The 15145-nt window shown below is 68.8% G+C and carries 12 protein-coding genes; 6 read left to right on the plus strand and 6 right to left on the minus strand.

Annotated features, from left to right (window positions below):
- Positions 1–645, minus strand: a 645-nt coding sequence (gene ftsE, locus AB0I81_RS27070; RefSeq protein ID WP_360661807.1) for a cell division ATP-binding protein FtsE, incomplete at its 3' end; no start/stop codon positions are given.
- 245 nt (positions 646–890) lie between these two features.
- Between ftsE and AB0I81_RS27075 the strand changes: the two genes are divergently transcribed.
- Positions 891–1040, plus strand: coding sequence for a hypothetical protein (locus AB0I81_RS27075; protein ID WP_360661809.1), 150 nt, complete (start codon positions 891–893; stop codon positions 1038–1040).
- Positions 1041–1065: 25 nt separating this feature from the next.
- Here AB0I81_RS27075 and prfB read toward each other — a convergent pair whose 3' ends face one another.
- Positions 1066–2190 carry a peptide chain release factor 2 gene (prfB, locus tag AB0I81_RS27080; RefSeq protein WP_360661812.1) on the minus strand — a complete coding sequence of 375 codons (1125 nt, stop codon included), beginning with the start codon at positions 2188–2190 and terminating at the stop codon, positions 1066–1068.
- Between the two features lie 47 nt (positions 2191–2237).
- Here prfB and AB0I81_RS27085 point away from each other — a divergent pair, with 47 nt between their 5' ends.
- Positions 2238–3254, plus strand: a complete 1017-nt coding sequence (locus tag AB0I81_RS27085) for a hypothetical protein (protein WP_360661815.1) — start codon at positions 2238–2240, stop codon at positions 3252–3254.
- Positions 3255–3575: 321 nt separating this feature from the next.
- Here AB0I81_RS27085 and AB0I81_RS27090 read toward each other — a convergent pair whose 3' ends face one another.
- From AB0I81_RS27090 to AB0I81_RS27105, 4 genes are all read right to left on the minus strand, one after another.
- Complete coding sequence (locus tag AB0I81_RS27090) at positions 3576–8450, minus strand: NAD-glutamate dehydrogenase (protein ID WP_360661818.1); 4875 nt, start codon at positions 8448–8450, stop codon at positions 3576–3578.
- Between the two features lie 44 nt (positions 8451–8494).
- On the minus strand, positions 8495–9298 hold the full coding sequence (locus AB0I81_RS27095; RefSeq protein ID WP_360661821.1) for a tryptophan 2,3-dioxygenase family protein: 804 nt from the start codon (positions 9296–9298) through the stop codon (positions 8495–8497).
- An 88-nt stretch (positions 9299–9386) separates the two neighbouring features.
- The gene (locus AB0I81_RS27100) at positions 9387–9587 is read right to left on the minus strand and encodes a zf-HC2 domain-containing protein (RefSeq protein WP_360661824.1); all 201 of its coding nucleotides are present in this window, start codon (positions 9585–9587) and stop codon (positions 9387–9389) included.
- The gene (locus AB0I81_RS27105) at positions 9587–10132 is read right to left on the minus strand and encodes a sigma-70 family RNA polymerase sigma factor (RefSeq protein WP_360661825.1); all 546 of its coding nucleotides are present in this window, start codon (positions 10130–10132) and stop codon (positions 9587–9589) included. Before AB0I81_RS27105 ends, AB0I81_RS27100 begins: the two co-directional genes overlap by 1 nt.
- A gap of 117 nt (positions 10133–10249) precedes the next feature.
- Here AB0I81_RS27105 and AB0I81_RS27110 point away from each other — a divergent pair, with 117 nt between their 5' ends.
- From AB0I81_RS27110 to AB0I81_RS27125, 4 genes are all read left to right on the plus strand, one after another.
- The gene (locus AB0I81_RS27110) at positions 10250–10897 is read left to right on the plus strand and encodes a DUF4142 domain-containing protein (RefSeq protein WP_360661828.1); all 648 of its coding nucleotides are present in this window, start codon (positions 10250–10252) and stop codon (positions 10895–10897) included.
- Positions 10894–12432 carry a DUF1996 domain-containing protein gene (locus AB0I81_RS27115; protein ID WP_360661831.1) on the plus strand — a complete coding sequence of 513 codons (1539 nt, stop codon included), beginning with the start codon at positions 10894–10896 and terminating at the stop codon, positions 12430–12432. The genes AB0I81_RS27110 and AB0I81_RS27115 overlap by 4 nt, the downstream gene beginning before the upstream one ends.
- 70 nt (positions 12433–12502) lie before the next feature.
- Positions 12503–13360: a hypothetical protein gene (locus tag AB0I81_RS27120; protein ID WP_360661834.1), complete on the plus strand. Its 858-nt coding sequence runs from the start codon at positions 12503–12505 to the stop codon at positions 13358–13360.
- A 145-nt stretch (positions 13361–13505) separates the two neighbouring features.
- Positions 13506–15086 carry an NADH-ubiquinone oxidoreductase-F iron-sulfur binding region domain-containing protein gene (locus tag AB0I81_RS27125; protein ID WP_360661837.1) on the plus strand — a complete coding sequence of 527 codons (1581 nt, stop codon included), beginning with the start codon at positions 13506–13508 and terminating at the stop codon, positions 15084–15086.
- The last annotated feature ends 59 nt before the right edge of the window (positions 15087–15145 follow it).

The raw sequence follows: 15145 nt of genomic DNA on the forward strand, positions 1-15145 counted from the left end.
CTTGCCGTCCTCCAGCTCCACGACACGCTTACGCATGGAGTCGACGATGGCCGCGTCGTGCGTGGCCATGACGACCGTGGTGCCAGTCCTGTTGATGCGGTCGAGCACCTTCATGATGCCGATGCTCGTCGCGGGGTCGATGTTGCCCGTGGGCTCGTCGGCCAGCAGGATCATCGGCCTGTTGACGAACGCGCGAGCCATGGCGACGCGCTGCTGCTCGCCACCGGAAAGCTCGTCGGGCATACGGTGGGCCTTGCCCTCCAGACCGACCAGCTCGACGACCTCGGGGACCACCTTGCGGATGAACCGCCGGGGCTTGCCGATGACCTCGAGCGCGAACGCCACGTTCTCGTAGACGTTCTTGTTCGGGAGCAACCTGAAGTCCTGGAAGACGCAGCCGATGCGGCGGCGCAGGTGCGGCACCTTGAAGTTGGAGAGGCGGGCCAGATCCTTGCCGGCGACGTGGATCGCACCGGAGTTGGGCCGCTCCTCCTTGAGGATCAGACGCAGGAACGTGGACTTGCCTGATCCCGAAGGACCGACGAGGAACACGAACTCGCCCTTGTCCACGTCAACGGATACGTGGTCGAGAGCGGGCCGGTTCTGGTTCGCGTAGACCTTGGTGACATTATCGAAATGGATCACGAGAGCATCACGGCATGCCAGTCTAGGGGTCAGGACGGAAGCGAGGGTGGCACATGCCCACTTCCCGCCACCGGCCGATCGGGGGCGTCTTTCTTTACGAACGATCGACGTTCCGATTGGCCAGACGACAGTCTAGGGGGAAGACTGGCATGGAAGGTCCATAACGGAAACAAAACGATTGTGCGGCTAGACTTGGGGCTGTCATGAGTTGTGAACATCTCGTATGCGCACAGTGCGCCCACCCCGTGATCGAGGGACGTTGCGCCCTCTGCCGCGCCAACAGGGAGCGGATGCACAACCACGGCTTCGCCGGGCTGTCACCCGCGCTCATCGCCCTGTTGCTCGTCGTCCTGCTCTTCGCCAGCCTGGCGCTGAAGCACCTGAGCGGCCTGTGACGAGCGCTCAGGGGCTCTTCAAGCCTTAGGCGTCCTCCGCGCCGCCGCTCTCCTGGCGCCGCATCCAGCGGATCTCCGACTCGATGAACTCGTCGAGGTCGCCGTCGAGGACCGCCGTCGGGTTGCCCGCCTCGGTGCCCGTGCGCAGGTCCTTCACGATCTGGTACGGGTGCAGCACGTAGTTGCGGATCTGCGTGCCCCACGACGTGGTGGTGGCCCCCCGCAGCTCCGACATCTTCTCCGCCTCCTCCTGCCGCTTGCGCTCCAGGAGCTTGGCCTGCAGCACGTTCATGGCGGTGGCGCGGTTCTGCAGTTGCGAGCGCTCGTTCTGGCAGGAGACCACGATGCCGCTCGGGAGGTGCGTGATGCGCACGGCCGAGTCGGTGGTGTTGACGCCCTGGCCGCCGGGCCCGCTGGAGCGGTAGACGTCGACGCGGATCTCGTCTTCCACGATGTCGATGTGGTCGGTCTGCTCGACGACCGGCACGATGTCGACCCCGGCGAAGGAGGTCTGCCGCCGCCCCTGGTTGTCGAACGGGCTGATGCGGACCAGCCGGTGGGTGCCGTGCTCGCCGCGCAGCGTGCCGTACGCGTAGGGCGCCTTGATCGTGAACGTGGCCGACTTGATGCCGGCCTCCTCCGCGTAGGAGGTGTCGTAGACCTCGGTGGAGTAGCCCTTGCGCTCGGCATACCGCAGATACATCCGCAGCAGCATCTCCGCCCAGTCGGCCGCGTCCACGCCGCCCGCCTGGGAGTTGATCGTGACGAGCGCCTCGCGCGAGTCGTACTCGCCCGACAGCAGCGTGCGCACCTCCAGCGCGCCGACGTCGGACTTCAGCGTTTCGAGCTCCTTGTCGGCCTCGGCGCGCGTGTCGTCGTCGCCCTCCTCGGCCGCCAGCTCGTAGAGGACCGTCAGGTCGTCGAGACGACGCGCGACGCCCTCCACGCGGTTGAGCTCGCCCTGGAGGTGGGAGAGCTTGCTGGTGACCTTCTGAGCCTGCTCAGGGTCGTCCCACAGGTCCGGTGCGGCAACCTGCTGCTCCAGCTCCTCGATCTGCTTGCGCATCGCGTCGAGGTCGAGCACGTCCTGGATGCTGCGGAGCGTGCCCGCGAGCTCGTTGATCTCTTCTGCCGGATCGATGCCTGCCACGTCTCCCAAGGGTACGCGACCCTCGCGGGCCCGAATAACATGGCGAGGTGCGTGCATACGGTCGGCGTAATGTGCTGGCGCTCGCCGCCGGCCTGCTCGCCGCGGTGACCGCCTGCACCAGCGATGCCCAACCAGCTCCCACCAGGTCGGCCGCCGCCGTCTCCACGAGCCCCACGCCGTCCCCCGACGAGCCGGGCGTCACCCGCTCGGAGGCCGCCACGGCGTTCACCGAGTTCACTCAGACCGACGACACGCTGCGGGTGCCCAGCGACCTGCAGGGGCGGCTGGCGATGGCCCTTGACCTCACGATGGGCGGGCAGGCGCAGCTCACCCAGGCCGCGTACCTGTCCACCGACTACGCGCCGCCGCGCCGCCAGTGGGGCGCGCCGACGCTCTATGTGCCCAGGTGGCCGCAGGGTGAGCGCTCGCCCTGGTTCAGCGCGCTGGCGACCCGCGACGGGCGGCCGACGCTGCTCACCTTCGCCAAGTCCGACCGCTGGCGGCTCAGCTCCGCGGCCGAGATCCTGCCGGGGCACGAGGTGCCGAAGATCAAGCTCGACCCCGACGGGTACGCCTCGGTGGTCGCGGCCGATGACAAAACGGTCACGATCAGTCCGCAGTTCATGGGCCCCGTGCACGCCACGGTCGCCGAGACGGGCACGGCGGGGGTCACCTCGGGTCTGCTCGGGGAGGGGCCGTACACGACGGAGGTGGCCGAGCAGATCGCCGCCAACCGCGCGAAGGCCAAGAACAGCGGCTACAGCTACGACTCGATCTTCAGCGCCGACAACTTCCCCGTGTACGGGCTGCGCACTGAGGACGGCGGGGCGCTGATCCTGTACTCACTGTCCCGCACGACGACCACGACGACCCAGACGGCCGAGGACGACTACATCGCGATCCCGGACGAGGCCCGCTGGGCGATCACCGACCCGGTGCTGCGCCGCTCCCTGCGACTGGTGGAGACCCACCAGTACGCCACGGTCGTCCCTCCGCTCACGAAGCCGGCCGCCGCCCCGGTGATAGCCCACGACGGCGCGCTCACCCGAGCTTCAGGACAGTAACCAAACAGTAACCATCTGTTACGCGGTGCCGTGGCCGGCCACCCGCCGCCCATGGCTCGCGTCTGTCCAGGGAAACGGCCTCTGACCGGTCAGTGGCGCGCCACCGTTACGGAGCGCACCGCTGACCGGTTCCGTGGCGAACCGGGGGCCGGTTACCGGGCTCGCCGGCCCCCGCGGCCGGTTCCGTGCCGAACCGGGGGCCGGTTACCGGGCTCGCCAGCCCCCGCGGCCGGTTCCGTGGCGAATCGGGGCCGGTTACCGGACTTGCCGGCCCCCGCCGCCGGTTCCGGGCTCACCCGCCCCGGCCTGTCCGCGCGTGTGTCACGCCTCCGTGTGGGGGAGGTTGCTGGCGGCGACGAGCGTGCGGATGGCGCGGAGGGCGACGGAGAGCGTGGCTATGTCGAAGGTGTCGCTCTCCCAGATCTCCGACAACGTCTGGCGGGCGCGCGACACCGCCGCCGAGTTGCCCTCCGACCACCGGGCCAGCCGCTCCTCCGGCGGCAGTCCCGGCTTGCTGTGGGCCAGCACGTCGCGCGTCAGCGAGGCGTGCGCCGCGTACAGGTCGTCGCGCAGCGCGGAGCGGGCCATCGAGTTCCACCGGTTGTCCCGGGGCAGCGCGATGATCCGCTCCCGCAGCCGGGCCAGCTGCAGCCGGTCGGCCAGGTCGAAGTAGACCTCGGCGACCTCGTTGACCGGCCGCTGCGCCACCGACGCGATCTCCACCAGGTCCAGCGTCGAGTACGCCGGCACCATGGCCGCCACCCGCTCGGCCAGCTCCATCGGCACTCCGCGGGCCGCGAAGGAGTCCCTGCGGTCCTCGTAGGCGCTCATGTCGGGCCCGGTCAGCAGTTTCGGGATGTGGGCGACGAGCCCGTTGACCCCCTTGACGAAGAAGTTGACGGATCCGGCCAGGTCCAGCGGCGGCCGGCGGTTGACCAGGAGCCAGCGGGCGCCGCGTTCGGCGAGCTTGCGGGCCTCCAGCAACATGGCGATCTGCGTCGCCGTGTCGATCTTGTTGTCCAGGTCCTCCACGGCCCGGTGGAAGCCGGCCAGGTCGAAGACCTCCCGCGCGACCAGGTAGGCCCGCACGATGTCGGGCGTGGAGGCGCCGGTCTCCTCCCCGAAGCGGTACATGAACGTGGTGCCCGCCGAGTTGACCAGCTCGTTCACGATGCGGGTGGTGATGATCTCGCGCCTGAGCGGGTGCTCGTCCATGTACGTGCGGAACCGCTCGCGCAGCGCCGACGGGAAGTAGGAGACCAGCCACGACGCCAGGTACGGGTCGTCGGGCAGGTCGGAGCCCAGCAGTTCGGCGTCGGCCACCAGCTTGGTGTAGGCCAGCAACACGGAGAACTCCGGCGCGGTCAGCCCAAGCCTGGCCTGACGCCGCTCGGCCAGCGTCTTGTCCGACGGCAGGAACTCCAGCTCCCGGTTGACCAGCCCGTCCCGCTCCAGCTTGCGCAGGTAGCGGGCGTGGATGTGGAGCATCTCGACGGCCTGCGTGCGGGTGGCGGCCAGCACCACGTTCTGCGCGTAGTTGTCGCGCAGCACGAGGTCGGCCACCTCGTCGGTCATCGAGGTGAAGACCTGGTTGCGCTGCTTGTCGGTCAGCTCCCCGTCGCGGACGACCTGGTCGAGCAGGATCTTAATGTTCACCTCGTGGTCGGAGGTGTCCACGCCGGCCGAGTTGTCGATGAAGTCGGTGTTGACCAGCCCGCCGTTGAGCGCGAACTCGATCCTGGCGAGCTGGGTGAAGCCCAGGTTGCCGCCCTCGCCGATGACCTTGCAGCGCAGCTCGGAGGCGTTGACCCGGAGCGCGTCGTTGGCCTTGTCGCCCACGTCGGCGTGGGACTCGGCGCCGGACTTGACGTAGGTGCCGATGCCGCCGTTCCACAGCAGGTCCACCGGGGCCCGCAGGATGGCGCTGATCAGGTCGTTCGGCGCCATGGACGCCACACCGGCCGGGATGCCGAGCGCCTCGCGGATCTGGGGCGTGATCTGGATGGACTTGGCCGTGCGCGGGAAGACGCCGCCGCCGGGTGAGATCAGCTTGGCGTCGTAGTCCTCCCAGGAGCTGCGCGGCAGCTCGAACAGGCGCTGCCGCTCGGCGAAGGAGCGGGCGGCGTCGGGCGCGGGGTCCACGAAGATGTGCCGGTGGTCGAAGGCGGCCAGCAGCCGGATGTGCTCAGACAACAACATGCCGTTGCCGAACACGTCGCCCGACATGTCGCCGACCCCGGCCACGGTGAAGTCGGTGGTCTGCACATCAACGCCCATGGTGCGGAAGTGGTACCTGACCGACTCCCAGGCGCCGCGGGCGGTGATGCCCATGGCCTTGTGGTCGTAGCCGATCGAGCCGCCGGAGGCGAAGGCGTCGCCCAGCCAGAAGCCGTACTCCTTGGCCACGCTGTTGGCGATGTCGGAGAAGGTGGCGGTGCCCTTGTCGGCGGCGACGACCAGGTAGGTGTCGTCGCCGTCGTGCCTGACCACGTCGGGCGGGGGCACGATCTTGCCGTCCACGAGGTTGTCGGTGACGTCGAGCAGCCCGGAGATGAACATCCGGTAGCAGGCCACGCCCTCGGCGAGCTGGTCCTCCCGGGTTCCGGACTTTGGCGGACGCTTAACGACAAACCCGCCCTTAGACCCAGTCGGCACAATAACGGTATTTTTCACCATCTGTGCCTTGACCAGGCCGAGAATCTCCGTACGGAAATCCTCCATCCGGTCCGACCACCGCAACCCGCCCCGCGCCACTTTCCCGAAGCGCAGATGCACGCCTTCGACCCGGGGCGAATACACGAATATCTCGAACTTCGGCCGCGGCAATGGCAGCACGCTGATGGCCTCAGGGTCGAACTTGAGCGATATGTACGGTTTGCGCACTCCATCCACCGTCTGGAAGTAATTGGTGCGCAATGTCGCTTGTATCATCTCCAGATACGCCCGCAGGATTCGATCCTCATCCAGCGAGGCCACCTCATCCAGCGACCGCAGGATCTCCTCGTTGAGCGCCTCCACGAGGTCCACCCGCACGTCCTCGCCCCGCCGCGGATCGAGCTTGGCCTCGAACAGCCGTACCAGCAGCCGCGAGACCCGCACGTTGTCGCGCAGCACCCGCTCCATGTACGGCTGCGAGAACGTGCTGCCGGCCTGGCGCAGGTACTTGGCGTAGACCCGCAGGATCTCGACCTGCTCCCAGGTCATCCCGGCCCGCAGGATCAGCGCGTTGAAGTCGTCGTCCTGCACCCGCCCGGTCCACAGCGCGGTGAGCCCGTCCTGGAAGAGCCGCTTGAAGTCGTTCCTGTCCACCTCCTCCGAGGGGACGTACCGCAGCCCGAAGTCGTAGATCCAGGCGTTCTTGGTGCGCGGGTCGTTGTCCCTGTCCACCTCGTAGGGACGCTCGTCCACGACCTCCACGCCGAGCCGCTGGATCAGCGGCAGCGCCTGGGACAACGAGATGGGCGAGCCGACCTTGTAGATCTTCAGCCGCCGCTCCCCCTCCACGGCGTCGTACGGCTCGTACAGGTTGATCCCGACCTTCTCGCCGTCGCCCTCCTCGACGATCTGCTCCAGCCGCCGCAGGTCCACCACGGCCACCTTGGGCGGGAAGTCGGCCTTGTAGCCCTCGGGGAAGGCGGAGGCGTAGCGCCTGATGAGCGGCGGAGCCTCCTCCTCGGAGGTCATCTCGGTGAGGGCGGAGGCCAGGTCGTCCTCCCAGGAGCGGGTGATGCCGGCCAGGCGCGACTCCAGCTCCTCCACGTCCACGCTCGGCGGCGGCAGCGGGTTGCCCCGCTCGCCCCGCACCACCACGTGCAGGCGGGCCAGCACCGACTCGCCGATCATCGCACTGTAGTCGAGCGACTTGCCGCCCAGGGCCTTGAGCAGCACCTCCTGCATCTTCAGCCGCACCTTGGTGGTGTAGCGGTCGCGCGGCAGGTAGATCAGGCAGGAGATGTAGCGGCCGTAGTCGTCGCGCCGCAGGAACAGCTTGACCTGCTTGCGCTCGCGCAGCCGCAACACGCCCAGCGCGATCGGCAGGAGCTGGTCGATCGAGGTCTGGAACAGTTCGTCGCGCGGGAACGTCTCCAGGATCTCGATCAGGTCCTTGCCGTCGTGGCTGTCGGGGGCCAGCCCGGCCGCGTTGAGCACGTCGGCCAGCTTGCGGCGCAGGACGGGGATGCGGGAGATCGACTCGTTGTAGGCCACGTGCGTGAGCAGGCCGAGGAAGCGCCGCTCCCCGACCACCTCGCCCTCGGGCGAGAACAGCTTGACGCCGATGTAGTCCAGGTACGTGGCCCGGTGCACCGTGGCCCTGGAGTTGGCCTTGGTGATGATCATGAGCTGCTTCTCGCGGGCCTTGGCCCGCACCTCGGGCGGCAGCGCGGCGAAGCTCTCGGAGCCCACCTTGTCGTCGCGCAGGATGCCCAGCGCCGCGCCGGGCAGCGCGCGCAGCGTCTCGCCCTCGTCGGTGTCCTCCAGGCGGTACTCGCGGTAGCCGAGGAAGGTGAAGTGCCCGTCGGCGAGCCAGCGCAGCAGGTCGATGCTGTCCTCGACCTCCGCGGGCTCCAGCGGCGGCGGGTTCATGCCCAGGTCTTCAGCGGTCTGTACGGCCAGCGCCCGCATCTTCCTGAAGTCCTCGACCGCGTGGCGCACATCGTTGAGCACCCGCTGCAGGTCGGTCTCCACGCCCAAGAGCACCTCGGGGTCGGACTGGCGGTCGATCTCGATGTGGATCCACGACTCGACCAGCATCTGGCCGGTGACATCCTCCTGGCCGCGGCCGAGCATCCGGCCCGTCATGTCGCGGCGCACCCGCATCTGCGGATGGACCACCAGGTAGGTGCCCAGGTCGTGCCGGTCGAGCTCCATCGTGACGGAGTCGACCAGGAAGGGCATGTCGTCGGTGACCACCTCGACGACGGAGTGGCCGGGATCCCAGCCGTTCTCCTCAAGGGTCGGGGTGTAGGCCCTGACCACGGCCCTGCCCTGGGGGCGTATCTCGGCGAGTTGCCGCTGGGACATCGCGGGGCCGTACACATCGACGGGGTTGCGGTCGAGCAGGTCCTCCGGCGCGACGTGCCGGTAGTAGAACCGCAGGAAGGCCAGAGCCTCCTCGGCGTTCACATGCTCGCTGCCCGCCGCGCACCTTTCGGCGGCTCGCTGGAGCAACTCATCCTTGGCCTCGTCGAGCGGCATTTCGCTCTCACTCCTTTGTGAGGGTTTGCCATAGTTGTTCAGGTTCATAGCCAGGCCCTTAGTTCCCACAGCAGCGGGAAGTAGTGCAGGCGGGTCCTACCACGCAGGTAGGGAGCACCCGTCGAGCCACCGGTGCCCGACTTGGTGCCGATCTGGCGCTCGACCATCTGCACGTGGCGCATCCGCCACAACGCGGCGGTCTCGTCATGTGTCAGCAGGTCTTCGGCCAGTTGCCACAGGTCGTCATAGGACCCGCGGTTCCTCGCCACGGCCAGCAGCGAGTCCATGATCTCGGTGTCGGAGACCGGCAGGCCACGCTGGGAGAGGGCGATCAGATAAGCATCCCACAACGTGGGCTCGGCGAGCCTGCGGCGTAGCCTGGCCAGCTCCTCCTCGCTGATGTCCCTGAAGCTGCCGAGATAACGCTCCTCCCGCAGCCCCGACAGGAACTCCAGCTCACGGAACTGCACGGACTGGAACCCGCTGGCGGGCGCCAGCTTGGCGCGGAAGGCCAGGAAGTCCTGAGGCGTCATCGTCTCCAGGACCTCCACCTGCTCGATCAGCACCCGCTCGACGGTGTGCACCCGCCGGAACAGGTGCCTGGCCCGCCACAGCTCGCCCGCGGACATGGCCTCGCGGGCACCCTCCAGCTCATGCAGCAGCAGCTTGAACCACAGCTCGTAGACCTGGTGGATGGTGATGAAGAGCAGCTCGTCCGGAGCCTGCGACTGCGGCCGCTGCTGGTCGAGGAGCTCGGGCAGCCGAAGGTAGCCGCCGTACGACAGCAGACCGCCTTCCTCACCGAACTGCCGGCGCGGAGGGCCGGGCGCATCACCGTCGACGCCCACCGAACACCTCCCCCAGACCGCCCGGCCGCTTGGGGCCGCCGGGCGCAACGCGTTGCCGTACCGATACCACCCGAAAAGGGCATGGACGTCAACGCGACATCGACATAGGGGGATCGTCACCGGAAGTGGAGGAGGGGTCGTTCTTGAGCTCGTCGAGCTGCTCCGGCAGCTCGGCAAGCTCAATCAGCTCCGCCTGACACTGCTCGCATGTATCGAGGTGGCGTTCGAAGGCCTCGTGCTCCTCCTGATCGAGGACGCCGAGGACGTAGGCGGCCACCCCGTCATGCATCAGCCGGCTACCCCCTTGTCCCGCAGCAGTTCGCGGAGAGCCCGAATCCCGTAGTAGAGCCGGGACTTCACCGTGCCCGGCGGGATCCCCAGAATCTCCGCCGCTTCACTTATCGTACGGTCTCGGAGGTACGTCTGCTCAATGACTTCGCGGTGTTCTTGCGACAGGGACCGGAGCGCGTCCGCGACGACCATCGCCGATAACGCTCGCTCCGACCCGTCAGGCACCGACATCATGTCGACTTCCGGTGGCTCGACCTCCTGCGGCCGGACACTCTTCCGCCGACGACCATCAATGACAATGCGGCGGGCTACCGTCAGTAGCCACGCCCAAATCAGGCTTGGTTCCCATTGCAGTCTTGCCGAGTTCCTCCAGGCCCGGACGAGCGTCTCCTGGACAACGTCTTCAGCCCACTGAAGGTCGTTACCTGTTGATTTGCGTACGTGGCGCAACAGAGGGCCGCCGAACTCCTGGTAAAGCACCGCGATGCGGTGCTCCGCCTCGGCATCCGCACTCTCGAACCTGCCATCGAGGTGACCTAGCACGGGGCACATCTTTACACCTTCGTTATCCAAGCGGTAGCCACTCCGATAACTCCAGTCATTTCTAACTATCTCCGGCCATACGTGAACCCCACCGGAGATGGCCGCGTACCTCCGACCATGCACAGGCTTTTGCGCGGCGAGATGTTCATGCTCGGCGGCTTCGTCGTAGCCGCCGCCGCGACGATCGCGCTGGTCATGCCGCCGGCCATCGATCCCGCGGCCGCCCAGTGGACACAGACGTCGTCGGGACCGCTCACGGACGCCGACCGCGATCTGCTGGTCAAGGTACGGCAGGCGGGTCTCTGGGAGATGCCCGTGGGCGAGTACGCCCAGACCCGCGCCGAGTCCCAGCGCGTCAAAGAAGTCGGCAAGTTGATCATGAAAGAGCACATGGACCTCGACCTGATCACCCGCCAGGTCGCGAAGAAGCTCGGCGTGGCGCTGCCCGACGAGCCCAATCCCGACCAGCAGCGCTGGATGGCCCAGCTCGCGGCGGAGAACGGTCCCGCGTTCGACAAGGATTTCGCGAACCTGTTGCGGGCCGCGCACGGCAAGGTCTTCACCGTCGTGGCGGGCGTACGGTCCGGCACGCGCAACGCCGAGATCAGGAAGTTCGCCGCCGAAGGCATCAACTACGTGATGCGCCACATGGGCTATCTGGAGTCCACCGGCCTGGTCGACCACAACCAGTTGCCCGAGGCCCCGACGCCCCCACCCGCTCCACCCGTCGCAATGGCGGTTGAAAAGAGGAGACACACCTCATGAGATCCAGACGCATGGCCGCGGCGGTCTCCGCCCTGGCCGTGACAGCGACCGGCCTGGTGTCGGCAGCCGTGATCGGAGTAGGCCCGGTGCTGGCGGACCACTGCATCCCCGGCGAGGCCACCCAGGCGCCCCAGCAGTCGCAGGACCAGAACCAGCAAGAGCAGGGCCAGCAGGACCAGAGCCAGCAGGACCAGGGTCAGGATCAGGACCAGCAGGGGCAGCAGCAGGACCAGCAGACAGGAAACCAGCAGAACGGCGACCAGCAGAACACTGACCAGCAGGGTGCTGATCAGCAAGGCGCCGTTCAGCAGGACTCCGACGCCGACCAGCAGGCTCCCCAGGGTGGCGGCATCGCGCTGCTGGACCCGGCGCAGCAGCCGGAGGACGAGGTCCAGGCCCCCGAGGTCCAGCCGGAGGAGACCCCCACCGTCCAGTCGCGCCGCCGCGGCGGCAACAACCAGTCCACCAGGTCCCCCAGCCCGAGCCCCAGCCAGACGCAGCCGCAGAACCCCGACGAGACGCAGAACCCCGACGACGGGGCGACCGGACAGCCCTCCGACACCGGACAGCCCTCCGACACCGCCTCGCCCACCGATTCGGCCTCCCCCACCGGATCCGCCTCCCCCACCGCCTCGCCGACCGCGACGGGCGGCGCCGAGGAGGAGTGCGCCGACCTGGGCCCGTTCCCCGAGGACTTCGTCAACATCCGCGACGTCGCGCAGGTGCAGAACAACGGACGTACCGGCAGGAACGGCTCGCGCGGCACGTTCGTCTCCCAGTGCGGCACGAACCGCAACAGCCATAACAACCCCGACAACTTCATCGTCGCTCCCGGCGTGAGCAACGGCGCGCACCACCTGCACGACTACGTGGGCAACCTGTCGACGGACGCGTTCTCGACCGACGAGAGCCTGGCCGCGGCGGGCACCACGTGCCGGCTGAACGACCAGTCGACCTACTTCTGGCCGGTGCTCAGGGACCGCAGCTCGGACGCGAACGTCGATGACCCGGACGGCAACGTCGGCACGGTGCTGCGGCCCCGCGCCGTGACGCTCCAGTTCCGCGGGAACGCCACCTCCAGGGTGGTCGCGATGCCGAGGTTCATCAGGATCATCACCGGCGACGCCAAGGCGGCCACGAACGGCACGGCCAACGCCAAGGCCGGCTGGAGCTGCTCGGGATTCCAAAATCGCATAAGTCCCGACAAATACACGCTTTGCCCGCGCGGTAGCCAGGTCCTTCGTATTCTGGACTTCCCTAGCTGCTGGGACGGTCAGAACACCGACAGCGCCAATCACCGCACGCACGTGGTCTTCCCCGGCCAGAACGGTGCCTGCCCGCAGGGCACCAGGGCGATTCCGCAGTTGCGCATGACCCTCGCGTACAACGTGCCGCAGGGTCCGACGTACGCCGTGGACGCCTTCCCGGAACAGAAGCACAACCCGGTCACCGACCACGGCGACTTCGCCAACGTGATGCCCGACCGGCTGATGCAGACCGTCGTCTCCTGCATCAACCGCGGCCGCCGTTGCTGATCTGAGAACCGCCCTCACGGGCGGCCGGCCTTCCGAGTCGCACCCTCACCCGACCTTGGAGGGAACTTAAATGCTCCACAGACGACACCCCAGGCACGCTCCCACACTGCTGGACACCAGGAACGTCCGGCTGGGGGCCAGCGCGGCCATCGCGGCCATCGTCCTGTCGGCCTTCGCGCTGACCAGGACGGAACGCGGGATCGCGCTGCTCGGCCAAGGGGTCGGCTTCCTCGAGTTCTACGCGGGCGTGTTCGCCCTGGTGCTGCTGACCGCGACCATCGCGCTCGGCCTGCTCACCACGGAACGCGTCTTCCTCTCACCGGCGAACCGGATCAGGGCCCAGCTCGCGCACCGGGCCACCGCGCTCATCGGACTGGCGTACCTGATCACGCACATCTCGCTCATGATCAGCCTCGGGCACGTGCCGCTGGGGGCAGCGGTCGTGCCGATCGCCGGAATCTACGTGGGGCTCGGCACCCTGGCCTTCGACCTGATGGTCGTGGCCGTGGCGACGGGAATGCTCAGGGGGCGGTTCGCCATGCGGACCAAGCCGTGGATGTGGCGGATTCTGCACTCCGCCGCGTACCTGGCCTGGCCCATCGGCATCATGCACGGGCTGACGGCCGGTCGGCCGCCGGCCGGCTGGGTGGCCTGGTCCTACGTGGCCTGCATGGCGGCGGTCGGCGGCGCGCTGATCGTGCGCGTGCTGGCCACGCTGCGCCGGCCGCCCGTCCTGGCCGAGAGGGTCGAAGGACCCGCGGTCGCCGCCCCGGCCGCCGTGGGCGTGCCGGCGGAACGGCCGCAGAAGGCCAATGTCCCGGCCGCCGCGGCCTCGGCCCGTACCACCGCGAGAGCCGGCGCGGCGCCGGCGGTCAACGCACCAGTGAGCCTGGCGGACGCCCGGCGCAGATATCGGGAGGCGGGATGAGCCCGATGACCGTGCCGGAAGGCCATGAGAGCCCGGGAGCCGGGTCGGCGGGCGGGATGAGCCCGATGACCGGTTCCGTGAACGACCTGCTCGCACGTCCCCAGGAGAGAATGTGATTCCGGCCAGAGTGCCACGGGTGTTACGCATGGGTCCGGCCCGCCTCACCGCCGGGCTGGACCATTGCCGTCGCCTCGACCTGCCCGCCCACCGCACCCTCCACGGCGTCGTTGAGCCGCGGGAGCTGAGTGAGCTCATCTCCTACGCCAACGAGGTGGACATGCGTGGCCGCGGCGGCGCGGCGTTCCCGTTCGCCCGCAAGTTGCGGGCCGTGGCCGACGCGGCCCGCGGCGGGGAGAGCGTCGTGCTCGTCAACGGCGCCGAGGGCGAGCCGGCCAGCTCCAAGGACGCCATGTTGCTCACCCGCAACCCGCACCTGGTGCTGGACGGCGCGGTGTTGGCGGCCGAGGCGCTGGGAGCCCGCGAGGTGATCGTCGCCACGGCCGGCGGCGAGGTCGCCGAGGCGTCCGTCGCCGCCGCCGTGGCCGAGCGCCGCCAGGCCAACGTGGCCGGCGGCGCCGAGAGCCGCGTCCCGATCAGGGTGGTCGGGATCAAGGAGCGGTTCATCTCCGGCGAGGGCGGCGCGCTGGTGAACGCGGTCAACGGGGAGGAGGGCATCCCGCCGGGCAGGAAGAGGCGGGCCGCGACGAGCGGCGTGGACGGGCTGCCGACCCTGCTGTCCAACACCGAGACCTACGCGCAGTTCGCGCTGCTGGCCGAGTACGGGCCGGACAAGTACGCCGAGGTCGGCACGGTCAAGGAGCCGGGCACGATCCTGCTGACCGTCAGCGGCGGCGCGGCCAACGGCGCCGTCATCGAGGCGCCGACGGGGACGTACCTGTCGGACGTGCTCGGACTGTGCGAGGCGGAGATCGGCGACGGCGTGCTCATCGGCGGTTTCCACGGCGCGTGGTTGTCGGCGGACGTCATCGAGACGGCCGTGCTCTCGCGCGAGGGCATGAAGCAGGCGGGCGCGACGCTCGGGGCGGGCATCATCGTCCCGCTCGGCGAGTCCACCTGCGCCCTGGGCGAGGCCGCCAGGGTGGCCGCCTACCTCGCGGCCGAGTCCGCGGGTCAGTGCGGCCCGTGCCGGCTCGGCCTGCCCGACATCGCCAGGTCCATGTGGGCGCTGGTCGAGGGCACCGGCTCGGTCGACGCCGTACGGCGCGGCGTGCGCGGCGTCGAGCGGCGCGGCGCGTGCTTCCACCCGGACGGCACGGCCAAGTTCGTGTTGTCGGCCCTGGACGCGTTCGAGGTCGAGATCGCCCAGCACCTGGAGCACGGCGGCTGCGGCCGGCCCATACGCGGCGTGCTGCCGATGCCCGAGCGCGAGGCCGAGCCCGAGTACCGGCTGGAGGTCGACTGGTCCCGCTGTCAGGGGCACGGGCTCTGCGCTCATCTGCTGCCGGAGTTCGTGGACCTGGACGACTACGGGTTCCCGTCGTTCAGGAAGATTCCCGGGTTCATGGCCAAGGAGGCGCGGCGGGCGGTCGACATGTGTCCGGCGCTGGCCCTGCGGCTGGCGCAGACGACCGGGGACGGCCCCAAACCCGTCGGCTCGCCGCTGCGGCTGGTCAAGGACGGGATGCTCAAGAAGGCTGGAGAGAGCGTGCCGCGGCTCACCCGCGTGGGCGGCGCCGCGCGCGTCTCCAGGGTCGGAGGAACCTGATCGGGAGCCAGAACATGCCGAACCCGGCGGATCACTCACGCGTCTCACCGAACGAACGA

Source organism: Nonomuraea sp. NPDC050404, from assembly GCF_040655495.1.
Taxonomy (GTDB): domain Bacteria; phylum Actinomycetota; class Actinomycetes; order Streptosporangiales; family Streptosporangiaceae; genus Nonomuraea.

What these genes read in the sequence shown, in the direction of transcription:
- AB0I81_RS27100 (WP_360661824.1), bottom strand. Translation starts at nt 9,587, where the DNA reads ATGCATGACGGGGTGGCCGCCTACGTCCTCGGCGTCCTCGATCAGGAG.
- AB0I81_RS27125 (WP_360661837.1), top strand. Translation starts at nt 13,506, where the DNA reads ATGGGTCCGGCCCGCCTCACCGCCGGGCTGGACCATTGCCGTCGCCTC.
- AB0I81_RS27110 (WP_360661828.1), top strand. Translation starts at nt 10,250, where the DNA reads ATGCACAGGCTTTTGCGCGGCGAGATGTTCATGCTCGGCGGCTTCGTC.
- AB0I81_RS27115 (WP_360661831.1), top strand. Translation starts at nt 10,894, where the DNA reads ATGAGATCCAGACGCATGGCCGCGGCGGTCTCCGCCCTGGCCGTGACA.
- AB0I81_RS27120 (WP_360661834.1), top strand. Translation starts at nt 12,503, where the DNA reads ATGCTCCACAGACGACACCCCAGGCACGCTCCCACACTGCTGGACACC.
- AB0I81_RS27090 (WP_360661818.1), bottom strand. Translation starts at nt 8,450, where the DNA reads ATGCCGCTCGACGAGGCCAAGGATGAGTTGCTCCAGCGAGCCGCCGAA.